The organism is Sphingomonas sp. (genome assembly GCF_036388215.1).
Lineage (GTDB): Bacteria > Pseudomonadota > Alphaproteobacteria > Sphingomonadales > Sphingomonadaceae > Sphingomonas.
Map to the genome: position 1 here is coordinate 213,380 of NZ_DASVSH010000016.1, position 22,460 is coordinate 235,839.

A 22,460-nucleotide genomic window follows, 5' to 3' on the forward strand; every position below is an offset into this window, starting at 1 on the left:
GGTACCAATGGCGTTGCGGGACTCCCGCTGCTCACCTAGTCTTGCGATTTGGCGACAGGCGGGAAACGGGCATGCGCAAATGGCTGATTGGGGCGGCTCTGCTGCTCGTCCCGGGAGCCGCTCTCGCCCAGGCGCCGTCCCGCGCCCCCTGCCGCGAAGTGAGTGAAACGCCGCTCATCCGCGTCGATCCGGAAAGCGCCGCACGGCTCGCCGAAATCGGACTGGATCGCGCGCGCATCTTCGCACTGATGCGCGAGACTTCGATCCCCGAGACGATGGGCTGCTGGGCGATGCCGGTGGGCAATTTCGACAGCCAGCTCATCTCGGTCGGCATGTCGCAGTGGAATTACGGCACCGGCAGCCTCCAGCCGGTGCTGAAGGCTTGGGTGCATGGCTTCGGCTCGCGGCGCAAATTCAAGCGCGAGCTGAAGCGCATCGCCCCGGCCTTTGGCAAATTGCTCTTCTCGAAAGACTGCCTTGCCATCCCCGTGAAGGACAAGTGCCGCCAGGGCGTCCTTGCGGCGCACGGGGCCGACGGCAAGCTCAACCCCACGATCCTCGCCGAGCTGACCGCGATCTTTGAAAGCGACGCGATGCTCCAGGTTCAGGCCAATGCCTATGTCGCGCTGCTGGAGGAAGTACGGCGCGATCTGCTGCGCGTGTTCAAGGGACAGCCGATCACTTGGCGCAAGGTGCGCTGGGCCGTGGATACCAAGATCCAGCAGGGTTTCTTCCCCGGCGACGAGGATCTGGCACGCCTTCGCCGAAAGCTCGCCGCGATGCCCGATGCCCAGCGCTGGGCCCGGCTCCGCGCGATCTTCGATTGGTATCGCGCCTCCAGCAGCACGATCGACCAGGACGGCGTCCAGCGCGACTATGACTGGAACTGGCGCGCGTGGAATTGCATGATCGATGCCGGGCGTATCGACTCCGAAGCCTATGAAATGCTGCACCTGACATATATCCGAAGCAGGACCGCGATAGGAAATAGCGGCCGCTGGCAGGCGCTGACCTTCGAGCGGCGCGCCAAGATCATCTTGGGCGTGGGCAGTGTGAGCGGAAAGATTGACGGGAGTTGCTAGCCCCTTGGAACTGTCCGCGCGCGCGCCCATTTTCTGGCACGGGACTTTGGAGAGTGCATATGCGTGCGTTGACGGTTGCGACGATTGCGGGCCTGGCCCTGGCGGGGTGCACCAGCCCGGAGAAAAACGCACGCTACATGGCGGGACATTTCCGCGCCGAGGCCGAGCTCAAGACGCCGGACGGAACGCGCGTCGGCACCGCGATCGCCGAGGAAGTCGACGGCGATATCCGCGTACTCGTCGAAGTGGCCGGCATGCCCAAGGGCGCTCATGGCACCCATATCCATGCGGTCGGCAAGTGCGATGCGCCCGATTTCGCCAGCGCCGGCCCGCACTGGAACCCCTCGGCGCACCAGCACGGCAAGGAAAACCCCGCCGGGCCCCACCTGGGCGACCTCCCCAATCTCAGCGTCGGCGACAACGGCCGCGACCGCACGATCCTGACCCTCAAGGGCGCGACCTATTCGGGGCTGCTCGACGAAGACGGCGCGGCCCTCGTCGTTCATGCCCAGGCCGACGATTACAAGACCGACCCTTCCGGCAACAGCGGCGGCCGGATCGCCTGCGGCGTGTTCAAGGCGGTTTAGATATTCTCCCCTGCGGCCCGCGCCCTTTCCGCTCGGGTCGCTTCGGCAGCAGGCACCAGCCTGTAGGCCGCGATCGCCGCGCCGACGGCGATGGGCAGCGTGAACAGCAGCGATAGGATGCCCGTGCCGATGCTGCCGGTCAGATCCGCCACGCGCCCCGCGATATAGGGCCCGAGCGCCAGCCCGATCAGCGTGGTGCCGATGAAGAACGCCGCCGTCGCCGTCCCGCGCATCCGCGGCAGCACCAGATCCTGCGTCGCCGCCGCCGCCGAGCCCAGCGCGCAACTCGCCAGCACCTGCGTGACCGGCAGCATCGCATAGAACAGGCTCTTGTCGGTGGTGGTGAAGGCGATGATCAGCGTCGGCACCGGAGCCAGCGAGGCGAACAGGACCACCATGATCCGCCCGGTGGGATAAAGCTGCCGCAACCGGTCAGCCGCCAGCCCGCCCAGGGTCACGCCCGCCAAACCGGCCAATATCGCCGGCCCGCCGATCCACAGCCCCGCCTCCGCGCTGCTCACGCCAAAGGTCGCCGCCGCATGGCTCGGCGCGAACCCCGCCACCGAATAGGCAAGAAACGCATTCAGCCCATAGGCCAGCACCACGTAGATAAAGGCGGGCGTGCCCACGATCAGCTTGAAGGTCGGCGCGTCGCGATGGCGCAGCGACGACGCCCAGGAGAACACCGCATACACCCCGATCCCTACCGCCAGCCACTGGAAGCGCGATTGCCAGCCATCGAAGTGGATCAGCGTCCAGGTCAGCCCCGCAATCACCCCCAGCGCCACCAGGTTGCTCACCAGCGCCCGGTGCTTCACCGCCCCGATCAGCGTGAAGGGCGGGATGATCGTGACGAGTTCCTCGAGAAAGCTGCGAAAGGGCGCGGGGTGCTTCGGCGCCATCAGCCCTTCGGATTGCCCGCGCATCGGCTCGCGCAGCGTGAACACCCACAGCGCCAGCAACAGCCCCGGCAGGCCCACCGCCATGAATGCCGCCTGCCAGCCCGCAAGCCCCCAGGGCCCGCCCTCCGGATAGGCCCGATCCCAATTGTCCGCGATCGATCCGCCGATGAACAGCGAGAAGCCCCCGCCGAAATAAATCCCCGCCGAATAGATGGCGAGCGCGGTCGCGCGCTGGCGCTTGGGAAACCAGTCCGAGATCAGCGAATAGGCCGAAGGGCTCGCCGTCGCCTCGCCGATCCCCACGCCGATCCGCGCCCCCGCCAGCTGCAGCCCGCTCTTCGCCAGCCCCGAGACCGCCGTCATCGCCGACCACAGGGCCAGCCCGATCGTCATCAGCCGAACGCGGTGCCAATTGTCCGCCAGCCGGCCCAGGGGGATGCCGAACAGCGCATAGAACACGCCAAACGCCGTGCCATAGAGAAAGCCGATATCCGCCTGGCTCAGCCCCAGGTCCCTGCGGATATGCGGCGCCAGGATGGTGAGGATCTGCCGATCGATGAAGTTGAGCGCATAGACCAGGAACAGCACGAACAGCACATACCAGGAATAGGCGCTGGCCTTGGCCTGTTCGGGCAAAGCCGCCCGCTCCGCTCCGCTCGCATCGGCCGCCATCGCACTCTCCCGGTCCCGTCGTTGGAGCGAGGCTAGCAGACCATACCGAGTTTACGAAGGAGGGAGTTGGCCCTCGCGCCCGGCCGCCTCGCGCTCCTGTGGCGGTCCATCGCGTCGAGCTTCTTCAGCAGCGCCGCATTGGTCTCATCCTCGCTGGCGTTGGTATAGAAGCCGCCGCCCCGCTGCGCGCGCCGCCGCATGCGCGCGCGCCACCAGCGTCGCGGGGTCCTTGGCGGCGGCGGCCGCCGCCTCGGCCATCACCAGATCGTGGCGCAGCAGCAGACGCAGCAGCGAATCCGAATAGCGCCGCCGCTCGCCGATCACCTTGCCCCCGCCACGATCGGCTCGACCCAGCCGTTCACCGCGCGCTCCAGCGCCGCATCAAGCACCGAAGGCACGTCCGCCGCCAACGCCTTGGCCTAGGCCTTGGCGAAGGGCGCCGATCGTCCGCGCAGCGCATAGGCCGATCGCGAAGACATCCCCGCCGCGCGGCACGCCGCGCGCACGTCCTTGGTCCGCCCCAGCACGCGCAGGAAAGCCCCGCGCCGCCGCGAATCCCACCCATCGACGCGCTCGCGCGCCCGGCCCAGCCGCCCGCCCCCGGTCCCGTCGTCGAGCACGCCCTGCCGCTCGGCCGAAAGCGCCGCCCACTCCGCCTGCCCGCCGCCACCGCATCGTCCCAGGCGCGCGCGAATCCGGATCGCGCTGCCGCCGCGCATAGGCAGCCGCAAGCCCGCGCCCGATCTCCTTCGCCGCCTTGGTCGCCTGGCCGGTAAGCTTCAGCGCAAGCAGGAAAGCCTGCTCGGTATCCACGCTCCACGGCGCAAAGGGCTTCGGTGTGCGGCGTTGTGGTGCATCGCCCATGAATCGCTCCCCCGAAAGGAGAAAACCAGCTATCGCGCGATTTCCTACATTGAAGAGGGTGAATTTTCGAGTTGAGAAGCACGTCTCCTATGGATTGGCGTCACTTAATTTCGAAATCCATGCTGCCGGCGTATCGGTGGCGCTTCGGCCTGGCACTTTAAGTCCTGCTGGCTTTAGGGCGTTCGCAACCCTTTCAGCGAAGGTTATGCAATCATTGTCGCCTAGCGAATATCTTTCGATGGACGCTGCAATATCTATCGGAATGCCGACAGAAGCGAGCGTGGGCTTTGCGGCGAGAAGCGCCTTATCATAGTCGGATCGGTTTAGCTGAACGATCAAGCAAGACTGCTTTAGAGCGGTATATCGCTCTTCCATTTGTTTTCCGGCAACGCTTTTCCCGCTGAAATAGCTAAATCCGGCGGAAGTAGCTGAAACGTCCGAGCCGAGCGTGTGGCCTACTGCCTTGAAATCACGATATCCGTCCGTTTTTGTCGCGCTAAATGTAACAAAAGTGTGTCCCGGAAAGCCAAGACTCCCCGGACTTGGCCTGGAACAAAAACCAATTTCGGTTTCGTCCGAAGACTCAGTCATCGAGCGAAGATCCTTGTCGCGCCCAGCTAACGGTGATAATATCCCGAGTAATGCGCCCGCCAATATAGCGATAGCAATCATATACATCTCCGCGATTATTTCGTCATAGTCCGATTCCGCGCTTCGTCATTGCCGGGAATAAGCAAATCTAAAGGGCGAGTCATCACGGATTATGAATAGGTTTTCCTGCATAAACGAAGTAGTACAAAGTCACGTTTGTCGGACGAGTTTCAATAGCTAGGCGAGGATTTCCTCCGCCTGTTCCGGAATTTACAGGGTCCCCCAACATCGCATATCCTGTTTCTGAAGCAGTACTGTCCGCCCCCACAGACTGATCGAAGTACCCATACGCGCCCCCCCGACCGGAATATGCCTTCAAAGCGTGGGCATGCCCACCATCATTGTGCTTATGTTTCTGAAACGCATCAAGTTCGAGCGATCCAACGCTGTTGCCGGTAGAGCCGCCTTCCGAAAACGCTATCCGATTTGCTGCATCAGGATCCCGGCTCGACGCACCGGCATAACCCCGCACGAACATACCCCTAAGATCCGGCACCATAAAATCAGTTGCATTTGGCGCCCTACCCCAAGTTTCACCAAGCGCCGTCGCCAAGCCGGGATAGGCAGCCCTTGATAGCGTCCGGCCGTCGGCGGGCACCCACCCGGAATTTAATAACGCTTTAATCGCTGTCGAATTTTTTTCACTGATAGCCAGTGATCGGATTTCGCCGATTATTAGAGCCGTATCAGAAAGCTTGGCCGCGGCAGCATTCAGGAAAATTAGCTGGCGTTCGATCTGCTCATAGCGAACGAACTCCTCCGTGGACTGTTTCGGCATTTCGATCGAAGGAAGCGCATCGTCGGATGTCTGAAATGAGAACACCACACCTTCCTCGCTGGGCTTCTCGCAAAGCAATGCGGTGCTAGAAGTGGTTATGCGTATTTCCAGCGGCCCAGGGACGACCGGTATAGCGCCTATGTAGCAGCTTAGTCCGGATTTTCCAGCTCCAACGACACTCATACCTGTGATAGTACTTACAAGTCCGCCTCTGGATACTTTTCTAATAATGGCACCAGAGAGGTACTTCCCGTCTCTGGATGGAGTATACTTGATATAGAACTGATTTGAATTTTGTTCTACGCAGCTTGACCATGCTCTAAGCGCCACATCAGCGATCTGAGAATCGTAGTTAGACCCGAATGACCGCTTAAAATCCTCTTCTGTAGCATTACAAAAATCCGATGATTCAATGCTTATTTTTGAATTGCCGGTTTGACTAGAATCATTTTTGCCAAGTTGAAAGCCTTTAAATCCCACGTCAAGTCCGGAACTCGAAGCAGCATTTCGAGCTTCCTGAGCCGAATTATATTTTTTTGAGCAAAGATCGTTTCGCTTTGCCATTGCTATGGCTTCGTTTGTATTTGATCGGACCGTATTAAACGCCTGACTTTCTAAAGCGATTGCACATAAATTCTCGGCCATCGCTGGTTTTATGAAACCTACGGAGATCAAAAATGCAATTTTTAACTTTGAGAATTTCATAAACCCTCCCCCAATATTCCATTCGGCACGATCAGGATTCGTTGATACTAGACTGTTTATATTCTCGGTTGGAATACAACTAAAATCCGCTGGGCTGCCCGGGACGCATCCTTATTTCAGATCTTGTAAGTGCGTCCCCCACACCCTTCCCCCACCCCGCACCCCCGCTATCGGCTCCTCCCGACTCTTCGCATCCGCAGCGCCGACGTGCCCACGCGGGATCCCCTAAGCCCGCCTCCGCACTCGGAATCCGTGACACGCTCAGCGTCGCCGTCCCCTAAACCCGCCGCACCACCCCGCCATAAGCCGCCACCGCCGCGTCGCTCGTCAGCAGCGTCACGCCCTCGGTCAACGCCTGCGCCACCAACAGCCGATCAAACGGGTCCTTATGGATCGGCGGCAGGTCCCCGACGGCGCAAGCATGCTCGCCCAGCACCGGCAATTCCTGATAGCCGTTCTCGAGTAGGTTCCTCCGCAACTCCCGTGAATCGACCTCGAAATCCTTCCTGCCGAGTGAATGCTTGATGGCGACTTCGATCAGCGTCACGGTGCTGAACAGCAGATCATTCGCCTCGTCCGAGATCAGGCGCACGGCTTCGGCGGAGAGCTTGCGGGGCCATATCTGGCTCCATAGGATAATGTGCGTATCGAGCAGCAGCCTCATTGCGGCGTGCCGCCATCCTTATGCTGGTTCTCGTCGGGAAAGATCGGCCCCTCATAGAACATACCCTCGATCTCCTCCTGGAACATCGTGTCGAAATCGTCGGGGACATTGTACATGCCCTCCATCGCGCCAATCCGCTGCGGCTTTTTCGCCTCGGGCGCATCGATAGCCGTCACCTTCACCATCGGTTTGCCCGCCTTGGCGATCACGAAGGGTTCGCCCTTCACGGCGCGGGCGATGAGCTCGGAAAGCCGCGTCTTGGCATCGTGGATATTGACCGTCAGCATCACCGCGCTCCCGAACTAAACTAATTGAACTTAGTTTACTCGAGCCCGATCCGCAACCTCTCCCCTTCCCCCCACCCCACACCCTTGCTAAGGCCCTCCCGACTCTTCGCATCCGCAGCACGCGTGCCGCGCCGGCTCCCTAAGCCCGCCTCCCGCCACGCGCACTGCGGCGCACATACGTAGGAAGGACCCGCGCCAAAATGACCGCCGTCGGAAACAATGCACTCGGCACCCGCGACACGCTTACCGTCGGCGCGGCCACCTACGCCTATTATTCGCTGCCCAGGGCCGCGGCGAAGCTCGGCGATATCAGCCGGCTGCCTTTCAGCATGAAGGTGCTGCTCGAAAACATGCTGCGCTTCGAGGACGGCAAGACGGTCACGCGGGAGGATGCCCAGGCGATCGTCGACTGGCAGAAGGATGCCCGGTCTAACCGCGAGATTCAGTATCGCCCCGCCCGCGTGCTGATGCAGGATTTCACCGGCGTGCCCTGCGTGGTCGATCTGGCGGCAATGCGCGATGCGATCACGAAGCTGGGCGGCGACGCGGCGAAGATCAATCCGCAGGTCCCCGTCCACCTCGTCATCGATCACTCGGTGATGGTCGACGAGTTCGGCACGCCCCAGGCTTTCACCGACAATGTCGAGCTTGAATATGAGCGCAATATCGAGCGCTACGAGTTCCTGAAATGGGGATCGAAGGCGCTCGACAATTTCTCGGTCGTGCCCCCGGGCACGGGCATCTGCCACCAGGTGAACCTCGAATATATCGCCCAGTCGGTCTGGTCGTCCAAGGACCCTTCGGGCGCGAAGATCGCCTATCCGGATACGTTGGTGGGCACCGACAGCCACACCACGATGGTCAACGGCCTGGGCGTGCTCGGCTGGGGTGTGGGCGGGATCGAGGCCGAAGCCGCGATGCTGGGCCAGCCGGTCTCGATGCTCATCCCCGAAGTCGTCGGCTTCAAACTCACCGGCGCGCTGGCCGAGGGCATCACCGCCACCGATCTGGTGCTCACCGTCACCCAGATGCTGCGCGCCAAGGGCGTGGTCGGGCGGTTCGTCGAATTCTATGGCCCCGGCCTGCCGATGATGACGCTCGCGGATCGCGCGACGATCGCCAACATGGCGCCCGAATATGGCGCGACTTGCGGCTTCTTCCCGATCGACGAGAAGACCATGGATTACATGCGGCTCACCGGCCGCCCCGACGAGACGATCGCGCTGGTGGAGGCTTACGCCAAGGCGCAAGGCATGTGGTACGATGCCTCGCTGCCCGATCCGATCTTCACCGATACGCTGGAGCTAGACATGTCGAGCGTGCGCCCTTCGCTCGCCGGCCCCAAGCGCCCGCAGGACCGCGTGAGCCTCGACAGCGTCGATGAAGTGTTCAACGGCGACTTGCTCAAGGTCTATCACAAGGAACAGGCTGTTCGCGTGCCCGTAGAGGGCGCGGAGCATGACATCGGCGACGGCGACGTGGTGATCGCGGCGATCACGAGCTGCACGAACACGTCGAACCCTTCGGTGCTGATCGCGGCGGGCCTGGTCGCGCGCAAGGCGCGGGCGCTGGGGCTGACGCGCAAGCCCTGGGTGAAGACTTCGCTTGCGCCCGGATCGCAGGTGGTCACCGATTATCTCAACAAGGCGGGGCTGAGCGAGGATCTCGACGCGATCGGTTTCAACCTGGTCGGCTATGGCTGCACCACCTGCATCGGCAATTCGGGGCCGCTGGCCGAGCCGATTTCGGCCGCGATCAACGGCAACGATATCGTCGCGGCCTCGGTCCTCTCGGGCAACCGCAACTTCGAGGGCCGCGTTTCGCCGGACGTGCGCGCCAATTTCCTCGCCTCGCCGCCGCTGGTCGTCGCTTATGCGCTGAAGGGCACGGTGACCGAAGACATGTATGAGACGCCGCTGGGCGAGGGCACCGACGGCCCTGTGTTCCTCAAGGACGTCTGGCCCACCAATCTCGAAGTGTCCGAGATGATGGCCGCGAACATCGACGACCGCATGTTCCGCGCAAGATATTCCAACGTTTACGCCGGCGACGATCACTGGCGAGCAATTAATGTAGAAGGATCAGCAACTTACGCCTGGCGCGCCGGCTCAACCTACATCGCCAATCCGCCCTATTTCGAAGGGCTGACCATGACTCCGGTGCCCGTGAACGACATCATAGAGGCTAAGCCATTGGCAATATTGGGTGATTCGATCACCACCGATCACATCTCCCCCGCCGGCTCGATCAAGGCGGACAGCCCCGCGGGCACCTTCCTCCAGGAGCATCAGGTCTCCCGCAAGGACTTCAACAGCTATGGCGCCCGCCGCGGCAACGATCAGGTGATGACCCGAGGAACCTTCGCCAACATCCGGATAAAGAACGAAATGGTGCCCGGCGTCGAAGGCGGCATGACGCGCTATGGCGGCCAGGTAATGCCGATCTACGACGCCGCCATGCGCCATAAGAAAGACGGCACCCCACTCGTCATCATCGCCGGCAAGGAATACGGCACCGGCTCCAGCCGCGATTGGGCCGCGAAGGGCACGAACCTGCTTGGCGTGCGCGCGGTGATTACCGAGTCTTTCGAACGCATCCATCGCTCGAACCTTGTCGGCATGGGCATCCTGCCCCTCCAGTTCTGCGAGGGCCTCAGCCGCGAAAGCCTCAAGCTCAAGGGCAGCGACCTCTACACCATCAAGGACATATCCAAGATCCGCCCTCGTCAGGACGTGGAAGTCATGCTCACCCGTGAGGACGGCGCCACCGAAACCTTCCTCACCCGCTGTCGGATCGATACCGTCAACGAGCTGGAATATTTCCTCCACGGCGGCATCCTGCAATATGTGCTCCGGAACCTTGCGGCATGAGCATTGCGGCGCTCCTGCTGGCGGCATTATCGCTTGCCTCCCCCGAGGACTGGCGGCCGGTAGAAGGGCTCGATGGGATCGGGGCCAAATTCTGGGTCGATATGGACAGCGTCCGCCTAGAAGAGGGGATCACACATTTCCGCACGCGCGTCATGATCCCTAATTTCGATGGCTTTGCTTATGTCGATAGCGTGGCGAATTGCACCGCGAAGACCGCCGAGATGCGCCGCCTCGAGCTGAGGCGCGGCGTGACGGTGGTCAAGACGGAGAGCTACGCGCCCGGCGAGCGCACGCAATCCATCGACGACGCACAGGGCCTCATCCTTCAGGCGCTGATCTGCAAGCCCTGAGAGCCGAACGGGGCGATCGTTTTGAGGGAGGCCTTACGGGCCTCCCCCTTTTTTTGTCCGGTGCACAAAAAGAAAACGGCGGCTCCCAAAGGAGCCGCCGCCAAAGTTTGCGAGGTAACCTCTTTTAGAAGCGGAACGATGCGCCCGCGCGGAACTGCCGGCCGATCAGGCCCGAATAGTGCCAGGTCGTCAGGAAGTTCGGCGCGCTGGCATAGGCTGCCGGCGCAATCGGGGCGCGTGCATCAAGCGCGTTCTTCACGTTGAGGTAGAAAGTGAAGTCATCACCCACCCGCGCCGTGAAGTTCAGGTCATTCGAAATGAAGCTGTTTACGTAGCAGAACTGATTCAGGTCCGTCGATCGATAGAGGCTCGCCGAGCAATCGGTGGTGTATGCCGGGCCGGCCTGCTGATCGGTCGAGACTTCCTTGATCCGGCCGACATAATAGCTGGTCAGGCTGAGCGAATAATCGCCGAAGCTCAGCGTGTTCTGCCAGTTTCCGCGCCAGTTCGGCGTGCCGTTGCCCGACGAGAGATCGTACGGACCCAGCGTTCCGGCGTACTTCTGAACGCCATTGGCGACATGCACGTCATAGTTGAAGGTGTGAGTCGCTTCGATGCGGCTGGTGAACTTCACGTCGTCCGAGAAGGGGACCGTCAAGGTGGCCGCAACGTCGATGCCCGAGGTGATCGCGTAATTGGCGTTCACGTAGGGGACATTGATGATCAGCACGCGGGGCAGCGCCGCCGGGAACAGCGGATCGACGCCATCGACGGTGTTGACCGAATAGCCCGGGCCCACTGCCGCGACCGCTGCCTGCGCCGCGGCCAGATTGGCAGCGCCGTAATAAGCGGCCGTCGCTTTACCGATTTCCGGACCCGCGATGATCAGGTTCGACTTCTTCACATTGTAATAGTCGGCCGTGAGGCTCAGCCACCTGACCGGCTGGAAGATCGCACCGGCAGTGAAGCTCCGCGAGGTTTCCGGCTCTAGGGCCGGGTTGCCCGCAACGCCGCGGCCTAGCGAATAGGCCTGGCTATACGGATTGGTGGTACCGCCATGCGCCGCCTGGAAGGCGGCCGGCGGAGTGGTGGTCACAAAGCCGGCATATTGAGACAGAGGGCCCGATTCGGCGAAGGTGGGAGCCCGGAAGCCCTGCGAATAGGTGCCGCGCAGCGCTAGTTCCCGGACCGGCGTGAACTTTACGCCGACCTTGGGGGAGAAGTGGCTGAACCCTTCCGAATAATGATCGTAGCGGCCCGAGACGTTGAGATCGAGCATGCGATGGATCGGCGCGTCGATTTCGAAATAGGCGGCCGAGACGGTGTGCTCGCCAAATGCCGAAGCCGTGGTGAGGCCATAGGTGTCGAGCAAGGCGTTCTGGTTGTTGTTCTCCAGTTCCTCGTGACGAACCTGGCCGCCGATCGCGATCTGCAGGGGGCCACCGGGCAGATCGACCAGTGATTTGGTGACCGAGATATCGCCGCCGTACATCTGCGAGAAAGACGGCGTGACCTTGTCGGGCGCAAGCGCCGCGCGGGTTGCAGCGCTGTTCGTCGTCGGGTTGACGAAATTGTACGAGCCGGTGTTGATCGCCGTGCGCAGGGCGGCGATGTTGAGCAGGCCGTGCTGCGTGATCTGGAGTTCGTCGCGCGCATAGACGCCCTCGACGCGCCAGCCCCAATCATCCCCAAAGCTGCCGTTCAGCCCCGCAGTGAAGCGATAAACGTCGTTGCGGCGATCGCTGCCGGCGGGAATGTCGGCGAACAGGTAATAGATGCGCGCCGCGCCGTTGGCGGGATCGGCGGCAAAGGCGCTGGCATAGGGGTTGTTGGGATTGAGCGCGCGTCCGGGAGCCCCCGCAACGGCGCAGTTTACGCCCGATGTGCAGATGTAGACCGGCAGGACGATGCCGGGGTTGCTCGAAGCAAGCCCCGGAGCGGCGCCGAAGGGCTGCGTGTTGCGGATCGCGGAGGCCAGGCCCTGGATGCTGACGTCGCTGCGGCTGAAGCTGCCCGTGACGTACCCTTCGATGCTGTCGGACAGGCGAACGCTGGCGCGACCATTGACCGAATAGCGCTCCTGGAGCGGCTGAAGCTGGCGATAGAGATCGGTCAGGTCGTACTTGCAGCCCGTGCCGGTGGCGATCGTGTAGGTTCCGCGCGAGCAATTGGCGAGGCCGAGGGCGGTATACTGCGCGGTGAGCGGGGTGCCCGTCGCGCCGCTCAGCGGGTTGTTGAGATCGTTCTGCCTCACGCGGCCGACATAGGCGGTCGGCGTATTGATCGTCAGCGACTGATCGCCCGTATTGTTGTCGAGGCCTCCGATCGAGCTCAGATCCTGCGTGTTGTAGGGAAATCCGCGATCGGTGCTGAGGACGCGGCCATCGCGCTGATATTCGCCGTTGAGATACACGTTCCAGCCGGCCTGGTCGTAATCGCCGATGCCCACGGTCAGGTCGCCGCGCAGATGGCTGGCATCGCCGCGCTCGGCCACGCCGCCCGCGAAGCTGCCGGCTACGCCGGTGAACTGCTTCTTGAGGATCAGGTTGACCACGCCGCCGATCGCGTCGGCGCCATAGGTCGAGGATGCACCGTCCTTCAGGACCTCGACACGATCGACCAGGCTGAACGGGATCGAATTGAGATCGACATAGGCGTTATGGCCGTCGTCGTTGATCGGGAAGTTGGTCGAGCGCAAGCCATCGACCAGTACGAGCGTCGACGAGACGCCAAGGCCGCGCAGCGAGACTGCCGAACCGCCGGCGGAGAACCCGGTCTGGAATCCGGTGCCGATCGAGCCCGCGCTGTCCGCCGAGATCGAGCGGATCGCTTCGGCCATCGTCGTGATGCCGGCATTGTCGAGCGATTCCGCGGTCAGCACGGTGACCGGTGACGGCGTCTCGGTGTCGGTGCGACGAAGCAGCGAACCGGTAACGACGATGCCCGCTTCTTCCTCGACCGCGGGATCCTGCGCGCTATCGGGAGCGGCGGTCTGCGCGAATGCCGGGCTGGCCATCAATGCGAAGGCAAGCGCAAGCGGAGCTGCCCCCCGGCTGAGGGCGCTGAAACGGGTACGACGAACTGGCTTCATGCCGGAACTCCCTGGATATCGTTCTCTGGCGGAACGAGGATTGACGGCATCCGCGGACGCCTGAATGCCAATCGTGCCGGTATAGAAACAGTCTGTAAAGTGCTGGACACATTTTCGCGTCACACTGTGGTAAGGAGGCAACACAGCTATTCCGTCAGGGAATGGGTTCCATGCCTATGGATATATTAGCGCGCGCCTGCCTGCCGCGCTTTGTCAACATTGCGGCGGGCATAAGCGAAATAGAGCCCCAGCCCTGCCAGATTCCAGATGCCGAACAGGATCTGCGTCTGATGGGGCAGGCTGATGAACAGATACAGGCACCCGAAGATCGCGCCGAGCCCGACCAGCCAGGCGGCGGGCGTGCGAAACGGGCGCTCCGCATCGGGCGCTCGCAGGCGCATCACCAGCAGGCACAGCCCCACTGCGGCGAATGCGGTCAGCGTCCCGGCGTTCGCCAGTGCAGCGATCTGGTCGATCGGGAAGAACGCCGCGAAGAAAGTGACCACAAGCGCCGTGAAGATCGTGATCCGCACCGGCGTTCCGCGCTTCGAAAGCTTGGCCAGTCCGCCCGGCAGCATGTTGTCCCGCGCCATCACGAAGAAGATGCGGCTCTGGCCATACAGGAAGGCGAGGATCACCGTGGGCAGCGCGATCACTGCGCTCGCCGCGAGGAACGCTGCCGCTTGCGGCTGCCCGATGCCGCGCAGGATCAGGGCCAGCGGCTCCGGGCTGTCGGCGAACCTGGTATAGGCCAGCGCGCCCACTGCGGCGACCGCGACGATCATGTAGATCGCCACGCAGAGCAGCATCGATCCCACGATCCCGATCGCCAGGTCGCGGCCAGGATTCTTGGCTTCCTCCGCTGCGGTGGAGATCGCATCGAAGCCATAGAATGCGAAGAAGATGATCGCCGCGGCCGCCATCACGCCGCGCTCGACCATCTTGCCGTCGGCCCCGGCCACGCTGTGCGCCGGGAAGCCGAAGGGCGAGAAGGGCTCGAGATTGGCGCTGTCGAAATAGGGCAGCGCCACTGCGACGAACACCACCAGTGCGATCAGCTTCACGACCACAAGGATCGCATTGAGCGTCGCGCTTTCCTTGGTGCCGACCAGCAGCAGCCCGGCTACGACCGCCACGATGAACAGCGCCGGCAGATTGACGCCCCACTCCGCGATAGTGCCATCCACCATTACGGGGCCATGCGTGAGCGCCGCGGGCAGGTGCACGCCCATCCCGTCCAGAAATCCGGTCGCATAGCCCGACCACCCCACCGCGACTGTCGCCACGACCAGTGTATATTCGGCGAGCAAGCTCCAGCCGACCACCCAGGCGATCACTTCGCCAAGCACGGCATAGCTATAGGTATAGGCGCTGCCCGATGCCGGGATCATCGTCGCCATCTCGGCATAGGCGAGCGCCGCGCAAGCGCAGATCGCCCCCGCGACCGCGAACGACAGGATGACAGCGGGTCCCGCGCGGTCCGCGCCGACGCCGATCAGAGTGAGGATGCCGGTCCCGACGATCGCGCCGACCCCGAGCGCCACCAGATGCGGCCAGGAAAGCGTGCGCTGGAGCTGGTGCTCGGGCGGCCGCTCATGCGCCGCGACGATTTGCTTCAGGCGAAACAGGCTGGCCATGGCATCGTCCCCTCTCTTCGTTGCCGAAGGTGATAGCGCGAGGACCGCCGCGCGCAATCGTTCATCCCCGGTGCAGCGGCGATGCGCGAATTGTTACGGACTCATATCGATGGAGGCTCTCATGCTGCTCACCGCGCTCGCCCTGGTCATGGCCGTTCCCGAAGACGGCGTGGCCAAGCCCAATCCGCAGATCGACTATGCCGGGTTCGCCACACTCACGCGCGACGTTCGCGGCCTACGGGCGATGCGGCTGCTGCGGTTCGAGGCGTTCAAGGCCAAGGCCGCGCAGAAGGACGCGCTGATCCTCGATGCGCGCTCGGCGGACAAGTTCGCGGCCGGTCATATCGCCGGCGCAGTCAATCTGCCCCTCACCGATTTCACTGCCGAGGCGCTGGCGCAGGTGATCGGCAAGAACCGCGACCGGCCCATCCTGATCTATTGCAACAACAATTTCTCGAACCACCGCGCGCCCGTGGCGCTAAAATCCGCACCGCTCGCGCTCAACATCCAGACCTTCATCAATCTGGTGGGCTATGGATATGCGAACGTCTGGGAGCTCAGCGACGTTGTGGATTTCGACGATCCCCAAATTGGCTGGGTGAAGGGCTAGAGTCTGTTCCACTTGCGTGGAAGCGGCACCAGCCCGCTCCCCCACCCAGTGTGGGGTGAACAGCGCCCCGCGCTGTTCAGGTCATGCCGGGGGCATGACCGACCCCACACTCCCACAGGATCATGCTGAATGGGTGGCCGGGTGGGGGAGCGGGCTGGTGCCGTCTACTGAAACAGACTCTAGCGCCCCTAACTAGCCGGGCACTTCGCCCCGCTGTCGATCCAGGCCCGCGTCAGCGCCCCGAACTCCGCCTGCGTCCCCGGCACAGGCGCGCGCCCCGGCCCCGGGTTCCAGCCCCAGCCGACCAGGCTGTCATGCGCGTTATGCTCCGCGATCTGGGCGAGCGTCTTGCCGCCGTTGCGCTTCCTGTCCTTGATCTGCGCACAGATCGCGCCGAGCGACTTGCCTTCCCAGGCCATGGACTTGGGCGCGAGGTGCCATTCGGGATGCCCGGGAATGCTCCCCGTGCCGTTGGCGAAGGCTACGTTGCGCGGTCCGTGGCAGGTGCCGCATTCGAGCCCCGGTGCCCCGTGGTCCTTGGGGCCACGAGTCACCGGCGTATTGTGCGGCAATTGCGCATCGCCCTGCAGCGGCCGATCGGTGCGCGGGTGGCAGTTCACGCACCGCGGATGCTGGATGACCTTGCCCATCTCCTGAAATATCGCGACCGCCCGCGCGTCCCTGTCCGCGATCCCCGCGAAAGCACTGACCGGCTTGAGCCCTTCCACCCTTTGCTTCGGGGCCGCGGCGATCGCCAGCGGCAGGATGAGCGCAGCCGCACCGAGCGTGATGATCCCGGCCTTCACCGATTATCTCCATGGATGAAGGGCAGTCTTCGAACTGCCTTGCCGGTCAGCTTGCGCCAGGCATTGGCGACCGCGGGCGCGAGCGGCGGCAGCCCGGGCTCGCCTACGCCACTGGGATCCTCGCTCGATTTGATGATCGCGACTTCCACCTCGGGCATCTCGCCGATCCGCAGGCTGCGATAGCTATCGAAATTGCCCTGGGCGACCACGCCGCCCTCGCCCAGCACGATCTCCGAATACAGCGCGTGCCCCAGGCCATAGCCGATCCCGCCTTCGATCTGCGCGCGGATCACATTGGGGTTCACGGGAATCCCGCAATCGACCGCGCACCAGACTTTGTGGACCTTGGGCACGCCCTCTGGCCCGACCGAGACTTCCGCGATCTGCGCGACATAGGAATTGAAGCTCTTCCACGCCGCGACGCCCCGCGCCCGCCCGGCCGGCGGCTTCTTCCCCCAATTGGCGAGTTCGGCGACCTTGGCGAGTACGCCCTTGAGCCGCGCTTCCTTCATCAGCGCCAGCCGGCCGGCAACGGCATCCTTGCCGCCGAGTTCGAGCAATTCGTCGAGGAAGCATTCCATCGCGTAGGCGGTGTGCGTGTTGCCGACCGAGCGCCACCACAAGGTCGGCACGCCGCCTTCCATGATATGCTGGCCAACATAGGTAGCGGGGAAATTATAGGCATCGGCAATGCCTTCGGTCAGCGAATCGTCCACGCCGTTCTTGATGCCCATCGGCTCCATCGGCGTGTTCTTGAAGAAGCTCTGCGCGGCGACGACCTGTTCCCAGCCGGTGATGTTGCCCCCGTCATCGATCCCGCCGCGCAACCGGTGCACGGTCAGCGGGCGGTAACGCCCGCCGCGGATATCATTCTCGCGCGTCCACACGTGCTTGATCGGGGACTTGCCGCCATAGGCCTTGAACGCGCTCGCGGCCTCGACCGCGAATTCCATGAAGGGCGTCGCGCGCCGGCCGAAGCTGCCGCCTGCGAACTGCTCGTGCAGCGTGGCGTTGGCCATCGGCACGCCCAGGGTTCCGCAGATCGCGCCCATCTCGCCCACCTGGAACTGGCTGCCCATCCACACGTCAAGCTTGTCGCCATTCATCTCGATGACGGCGTCCAATGGCTCCATCGGCGCATGCGCGAGATAGGGGAAGAGATAGGTCGCCTCTAGCGTCTTGGCCGAACCCGCCAGCACGGCATCCACATCGCCATGCTTCTCGACTTGCTTGCCGGGCATTCGAACCGCGTCGGCAAAGGTCTTGTAGAGCTGCTCGCTGGTGCGCTTCTCGGCCTTGGAGAGGTCCCAGGTTACGTCGAGCGCCGCCTGGCCCTTCATCGCGGCATAGCTGTCCCGGGCATAGACCACCACGCCCTGCGGCAGCGCCCTGACCGCGAGCACGCCCGGAGTCGCCAGCGCGGCCGCATCGACGACCCTGCTCACCGCCCCGCCGAATACGGGTGGATGCAGGATCGCGCTATGCACCATTCCGGGCCGCCGGATGTCCATCGTGAACATGGCCGAACCATCAGTCTTGGCCGCGCTGTCCACCTTGGGCACGTCGGTGCCGATCAGCGTCCATTGCTCCGGCGTCTTGAGAATGGGCTTTTCGGGCGGCTTGAGCATCGCCGCGTCCGCCGCGAGTTCGCCGAAGCTCGCCCGGTTCTTGCCCGAGGAGACGACACCCTTCGACACCTTCATCGTCGAGGCAGGCACGCCCCAGCGCTTGGCGCCGGCTTCGGCCAGCATCGCGCGCGCCGAAGCGCCGGCATTGCGCATCTGCATCCAGCTATTCGAGATCGCTGAGGATCCGCCGGTGCCCATCGTGCCGAAAGCGAGGTTCTTGTAGAGCGCATCGTTGGCGGGCGCGAACTCGACGCGCACCTGGCTCCAATCGGCGTCCATCTCATCCGCCAGGATCGTTGCGAGCCCCGTGGCAGGCCCCTGTCCGAACTCGACATGCTTGATCACCACGGTGACCAGATTGTCAGGCGACACGCGCACGAACGCGTTGGGTGTAAAGGGCGCGGCCGCGGCGGCGCCCTTCGCCATCCCGCGCATCGGCAGCGCGAGCCCGAACACGAGCCCGGAGGATTGCAGGAAATTGCGGCGCGTGGGGAGCAATGCGTGCATCTCTCAGCCTCCCATCTTCGCGGCGGCGTCGTGGATCGCCTGGCGTATCCGAACGTAGGTCGCGCACCGGCAGATATTCCCCGCCATCGCATTGTCGATATCAGCGTCGGTTACCTGCTTCTTCTGCGCGAGCAGACCGATCGCCGACATCACCTGGCCCGACTGGCAGAAGCCGCATTGCGGCACGTCGATTGCCACCCACGCGCTTTGCACTGCCTCGGCCGCCTTGCCTTCCACGCCTTCGATCGTTGTGACCTTGTGCCCCGCCACCATGCTTACGGGCGTCACGCACGATCGGCGGCTCTTGCCGTCCAGATGCACGGTGCACGCCCCGCATTGCGCGATGCCGCAGCCATATTTGGTGCCGGTCAGGCCCATATGGTCGCGCAGCACCCACAGCAGAGGCGTCTCTGGATCGCCCCCGAAGCTGGCGGGCTTGCCGTTGAGCGTGAAGTCGGTAGCCATCGCGTCCTCCCCTGGTCTCTTGTCCAGCATAGCGCCGGAAGTGGAGGGGAGCGAAACCAATTTTGCTAGAGCGCGGCCCAGTCGATCGGTCCGTCCTTGTCGAGCGTGCGCGATCGGTCGGCCATCGGATATTTGAGGCCCGTGGCGCAATTGAACAGCAGCACGCGATCGTCCGGGGAAACCAGCCCCCTGGCCAGCGCGTCACGCCACGCGGCCAGTGTCGCGCCGCCTTCGGGGCACAGCAACAACCCGTCCTTGCGCGCAGCGTCGTCGACCGCCCGGACAATCGCCGCATCGCTCACTGCCATCGCAAAGCCATTGCTCGCGCGAACCGCGTCCAGGATCAGGAAGTCGCCGATCGCCTGCGGAACACGAATGCCCATTGCAATCGTCTCGGCATTTTCCCAGCGCGTGGCATGCCGCTCGCCCTGCTCCCATGCGCGCACGATCGGCGCACAGCCCTCCGCCTGCACCGCCACCATCCGCGGACGTCGCGAGCCGATCCAGCCCAGTGCCTCCATCTCGTCGAACGCCTTCCACATCCCGATCAGCCCGGTGCCGCCGCCCGTGGGATAGAAGATCACGTCGGGAAGCTCCCAGCCGAGTTGCTCCGCGAGTTCGAGCCCCATCGTCTTCTTGCCTTCGATCCGGTACGGCTCCTTGAGCGTCGACAGGTCAAACCAGCCGCGTTCCTTCGCGCCCTTCCCGACCAGCTTTCCGCAATCGTCGATATAGCCGTTGACTCGGTAAACCCGCGCACCCTGCGCCGCGATCTCGCGCACATTGATCTCGGGCGTGTCGGCGGGACAGAAGATCACCGCCTCGATCCCCGCCCGGCCGGCATAGGCCGCCGCCGCGGCGCCCGCATTGCCGTTGGTCGGCATCGCGATCGTCTTGACGCCCAGTTCCTTTGCCATGGCGATCGCCATTACCAGCCCGCGCGCCTTGAACGATCCGGTGGGCAGCCGCCCTTCGTCCTTGATCCACAGGCTCGCCGCCCCATGCGCGGCGGCGGTCTTGTCGAGCGGCACGATCGGCGTCGCGCTCTCACCCAGGCTGACAATATTTTCGGTGCGGCGGACCGGTAGCAACTCGCGATAGCGCCACAAGTCCGCCGGCCGCTCGGCCAGCGCCTTTTTGGTCAGTGCCCGCCCCGCAGCCTCCAGATCGTAGCGCACCAGCAAGGGCCGCCCCACATGCGAAAGCCCGCGAAGCCGATCGGCTTCGTAGCGCTCGCCGGTCATCGAGCATTCGAGATGGGTTACGAAGGTCGGCCGCTGGGTCGTCAAATTGTCATCATGTCGCATTGTCGTGGGGCCTTCATCGAGAAAACAGGTAATTGCTGGATGACGGTCTCGCGCGCCACTGAGCGCCGGGATCATGGAAGCACATTCGGCCCATATCGGACCGTATCGCGCTCCCCCACGCCCATGAATAAAGTACGTAAGCGGGGATAAGGTCCGAACCGAAGTTGCGGCGGGCAAAAGGGGGAAGAAAATGCCGAAAGCGCCAGTGCCCGATCCCACGCTAAAGATCGGCCTCGACATCAATCATAAGCCGGTGCCCGGATGGCAGATACGCGCCCGACCGGTCGATGCAAAGGGCCGGCAGAATTGGGAAGTCCTCCGCGATGGCTCTATGCCGCTCTATCTCGGCTATTTCTTTGAATATAGCGGATATTCCGACGCGAAAATGCGCGGCCTCGCCCGCACCTCCTCGGCAACCGGCGGGTTGGCCTATGAGCCCTCGGACTGGACGCAATTCGGCTATTGGCCCGAACTGCTCTACCCAACGGCATGGGCGGAATCGAACGCGGTCTTCACTGTCATCAACGCCTGGGATCGGGCGGCGATGACCTTGGGGTTCATCCAGCTCGCGGCGCACACGGGCGATGATTTTCTGCCATTCTTTCGCACGCTAATCGAAAAGCTTCCGGCTGAGGCCAGGCAATGGTTTCCTGAGCTGGCGGTGATTGGTGGTCGGCTATGCTTCATGAAGGGCGGAAAATACCGCTCGCTGGAAGAGAAATCGGCGCCCTGGGACGGTGGCTATACCGAAAGCTATTATCACGGGGATTTGATGGGGTTCTTCAACCCCGATCGATATCATGCGGCCAAGCCCGCCGACCCGGAAGAACTGCATTCCGCCGCGCGCTGGCTGACCTGGACGTTGACGTCAAAGCCAATGCGCGAATTGCAGGTTCAGGCATCGATCGACAATCTCAAGAATTCGCTCAAGCTGCTCCACCGCAAGATGCTGGCGGATCCGGCTGTGCTGGCGAAATATCCGAAGGGCGTGGATGGAATGCGCTGCGACCTGCTGGCGATGGCGATCGCCGCCCCCCATCTCGGCGATCGCCATGTCAAGGTGATCCTCGGCGCGCTTAAAACCGCCGACCCGATCGAAGCGATACGCATCTCGGGCTACGGACCGGGGGGCCGCTCGCAGAACACCTATGATGGCATGATCAAGCGGCCGAAACTCAAGCAGCTAAAATATGATCTGGCGGCCGGCAAGCCCGTGTGACTAGCGCCAGGCGCGCCATTGCGCCGATCAGTTGGGAGATCGGAGCGCAGAAACGACAAAAGCCGCCAACCCGAGGGTTGGCGGCTTTTTTTGTCTGGTTGCGGGAGTAGGATTTGAACCTACGACCTTCAGGTTATGAGCCTGACGAGCTACCGGGCTGCTCCATCCCGCGGCAATAGAGTGCGCCCCGGAAGGCTGTCTCTGACATTGTGAATGGGTTCTTCTTGCGAAGACACTTCCTGCTCGCACCGGCTGCAATGCCTGGCGACGACCTACTCTTCCATCGCTTGAGCGATAGTACCATCGGCGCTGTCTGGTTTCACGGCCGAGTTCGGGATGGGATCGGGTGGGGCACAGACGCTATGGTCACCAAGCAATGAAGCCGGTGCGTGAAGGGCACCCATCAAAGTACTACTTTGATGGGACCCACAGGAAGGGTTTTCAAATCGATGTGCACCTGTTTGGGCAAACAAGCTGCGATGATCATCCACGCTCAATGCATGCGTCGGGCGAACCCAATGCTGTCATTGATGGTGAGACTCTCAAGCGCGAATAGGACAATTAGTATCGGTTAGCTCCACACGTTACCGCGCTTCCACATCCGATCTATCAAGGTCGTGGTCTCCGACCGTCCTAAGAAATCTTATCTCGAGGGAGGCTTCCCGCTTAGATGCTTTCAGCGGTTATCCCGTCCATACATAGCTACCCTGCTGCGCTCCTGGCGGAACGACAGGTACACCAGAGGTATGTTCAACCCGGTCCTCTCGTACTAGGGTCA

The 22,460-nt window shown here is 63.0% G+C and carries 19 protein-coding genes, 1 tRNA gene and 2 rRNA genes; 6 read left to right on the plus strand and 16 right to left on the minus strand.

Annotated elements, in window-relative coordinates; genetic code table 11:
* Positions 1–71: 71 nt before the first annotated feature.
* Together VF617_RS07770 and VF617_RS07775 are read left to right on the plus strand one after the other, a co-directional pair.
* Positions 72–1,082, plus strand: coding sequence for a hypothetical protein (locus VF617_RS07770; protein ID WP_331014300.1), 1,011 nt, complete (start codon positions 72–74; stop codon positions 1,080–1,082).
* A 59-nt stretch (positions 1,083–1,141) separates the two neighbouring features.
* Positions 1,142–1,669, plus strand: coding sequence for a superoxide dismutase family protein (locus VF617_RS07775; RefSeq protein ID WP_331014301.1), 528 nt, complete (start codon positions 1,142–1,144; stop codon positions 1,667–1,669).
* On the opposite strand, the gene VF617_RS07780 is transcribed toward VF617_RS07775, so the two are convergent.
* The 7 genes from VF617_RS07780 to VF617_RS07810 form a co-directional block, all read right to left on the minus strand.
* A complete protein-coding gene (locus VF617_RS07780) occupies positions 1,666–3,243 on the minus strand; it encodes an MFS transporter (protein ID WP_331014302.1) in 1,578 nt (525 codons plus the stop codon). The two genes, VF617_RS07775 and VF617_RS07780, sit on opposite strands and share 4 nt — an antisense overlap.
* A gap of 144 nt (positions 3,244–3,387) precedes the next feature.
* Positions 3,388–3,567, minus strand: a complete 180-nt coding sequence (locus VF617_RS07785; RefSeq protein WP_331014303.1) for a hypothetical protein — start codon at positions 3,565–3,567, stop codon at positions 3,388–3,390.
* A gap of 95 nt (positions 3,568–3,662) precedes the next feature.
* Positions 3,663–3,962, minus strand: a complete 300-nt coding sequence (locus VF617_RS07790) for a hypothetical protein (RefSeq protein ID WP_331014304.1) — start codon at positions 3,960–3,962, stop codon at positions 3,663–3,665.
* Positions 3,963–4,194: 232 nt separating this feature from the next.
* Positions 4,195–4,779, minus strand: coding sequence for a hypothetical protein (locus VF617_RS07795; protein WP_331014305.1), 585 nt, complete (start codon positions 4,777–4,779; stop codon positions 4,195–4,197).
* Positions 4,780–4,861: 82 nt separating this feature from the next.
* The gene (locus tag VF617_RS07800; RefSeq protein ID WP_331014306.1) at positions 4,862–6,241 is read right to left on the minus strand and encodes a phage tail protein; all 1,380 of its coding nucleotides are present in this window, start codon (positions 6,239–6,241) and stop codon (positions 4,862–4,864) included.
* Between the two features lie 277 nt (positions 6,242–6,518).
* Positions 6,519–6,905, minus strand: coding sequence for a type II toxin-antitoxin system VapC family toxin (locus VF617_RS07805; protein ID WP_331014307.1), 387 nt, complete (start codon positions 6,903–6,905; stop codon positions 6,519–6,521).
* Positions 6,902–7,192 (minus strand): type II toxin-antitoxin system prevent-host-death family antitoxin, encoded by a 291-nt coding sequence (locus VF617_RS07810; protein WP_331014308.1) that lies wholly within the window; start codon positions 7,190–7,192, stop codon positions 6,902–6,904. Before VF617_RS07810 ends, VF617_RS07805 begins: the two co-directional genes overlap by 4 nt.
* Positions 7,193–7,392: 200 nt before the next feature.
* On the opposite strand from VF617_RS07810, the gene acnA reads away from it, so the two are divergent.
* Together acnA and VF617_RS07820 are read left to right on the plus strand one after the other, a co-directional pair.
* Entirely contained in the window at positions 7,393–10,062 is a 2,670-nt protein-coding gene (acnA, locus tag VF617_RS07815; RefSeq protein ID WP_331014309.1) for an aconitate hydratase AcnA, read from the plus strand.
* Positions 10,059–10,412 carry a hypothetical protein gene (locus tag VF617_RS07820; RefSeq protein WP_331014310.1) on the plus strand — a complete coding sequence of 118 codons (354 nt, stop codon included), beginning with the start codon at positions 10,059–10,061 and terminating at the stop codon, positions 10,410–10,412. The genes acnA and VF617_RS07820 overlap by 4 nt, the downstream gene beginning before the upstream one ends.
* 124 nt (positions 10,413–10,536) lie before the next feature.
* Here the strand turns inward: VF617_RS07820 and VF617_RS07825 are convergent, their stop codons facing one another.
* Positions 10,537–13,503, minus strand: coding sequence for a TonB-dependent receptor plug domain-containing protein (locus tag VF617_RS07825; protein ID WP_331014311.1), 2,967 nt, complete (start codon positions 13,501–13,503; stop codon positions 10,537–10,539).
* A gap of 185 nt (positions 13,504–13,688) precedes the next feature.
* The gene (locus VF617_RS07830; RefSeq protein ID WP_331014312.1) at positions 13,689–15,140 is read right to left on the minus strand and encodes an amino acid permease; all 1,452 of its coding nucleotides are present in this window, start codon (positions 15,138–15,140) and stop codon (positions 13,689–13,691) included.
* A 121-nt stretch (positions 15,141–15,261) separates the two neighbouring features.
* On the opposite strand from VF617_RS07830, the gene VF617_RS07835 reads away from it, so the two are divergent.
* Positions 15,262–15,750: a rhodanese-like domain-containing protein gene (locus VF617_RS07835; protein WP_331014313.1), complete on the plus strand. Its 489-nt coding sequence runs from the start codon at positions 15,262–15,264 to the stop codon at positions 15,748–15,750.
* A gap of 188 nt (positions 15,751–15,938) precedes the next feature.
* Here the strand turns inward: VF617_RS07835 and VF617_RS07840 are convergent, their stop codons facing one another.
* The 4 genes from VF617_RS07840 to VF617_RS07855 all read right to left on the minus strand — a co-directional run bounded on the left by VF617_RS07840 (position 15,939) and on the right by VF617_RS07855 (position 20,463).
* Entirely contained in the window at positions 15,939–16,556 is a 618-nt protein-coding gene (locus VF617_RS07840; RefSeq protein ID WP_331014314.1) for an Isoquinoline 1-oxidoreductase subunit, read from the minus strand.
* Positions 16,553–18,691, minus strand: a complete 2,139-nt coding sequence (locus VF617_RS07845; protein WP_331014315.1) for a xanthine dehydrogenase family protein molybdopterin-binding subunit — start codon at positions 18,689–18,691, stop codon at positions 16,553–16,555. The genes VF617_RS07840 and VF617_RS07845 overlap by 4 nt, the downstream gene beginning before the upstream one ends.
* A gap of 3 nt (positions 18,692–18,694) precedes the next feature.
* A complete protein-coding gene (locus tag VF617_RS07850) occupies positions 18,695–19,156 on the minus strand; it encodes a (2Fe-2S)-binding protein (protein ID WP_331014316.1) in 462 nt (153 codons plus the stop codon).
* Positions 19,157–19,221: 65 nt separating this feature from the next.
* The gene (locus VF617_RS07855) at positions 19,222–20,463 is read right to left on the minus strand and encodes a threonine synthase (protein WP_331014317.1); all 1,242 of its coding nucleotides are present in this window, start codon (positions 20,461–20,463) and stop codon (positions 19,222–19,224) included.
* A gap of 190 nt (positions 20,464–20,653) precedes the next feature.
* On the opposite strand from VF617_RS07855, the gene VF617_RS07860 reads away from it, so the two are divergent.
* Positions 20,654–21,682, plus strand: coding sequence for a hypothetical protein (locus VF617_RS07860; protein WP_331014318.1), 1,029 nt, complete (start codon positions 20,654–20,656; stop codon positions 21,680–21,682).
* A gap of 95 nt (positions 21,683–21,777) precedes the next feature.
* Here the strand turns inward: VF617_RS07860 and VF617_RS07865 are convergent.
* The 3 genes from VF617_RS07865 to VF617_RS07875 form a co-directional block, all read right to left on the minus strand.
* A tRNA-Met gene (locus VF617_RS07865) sits at positions 21,778–21,854 on the minus strand.
* 87 nt (positions 21,855–21,941) lie between these two features.
* Positions 21,942–22,056 (minus strand): 5S ribosomal RNA (gene rrf, locus VF617_RS07870).
* 168 nt (positions 22,057–22,224) lie between these two features.
* Positions 22,225–22,460, minus strand: a 23S ribosomal RNA gene (locus VF617_RS07875); the annotation flags it as partial.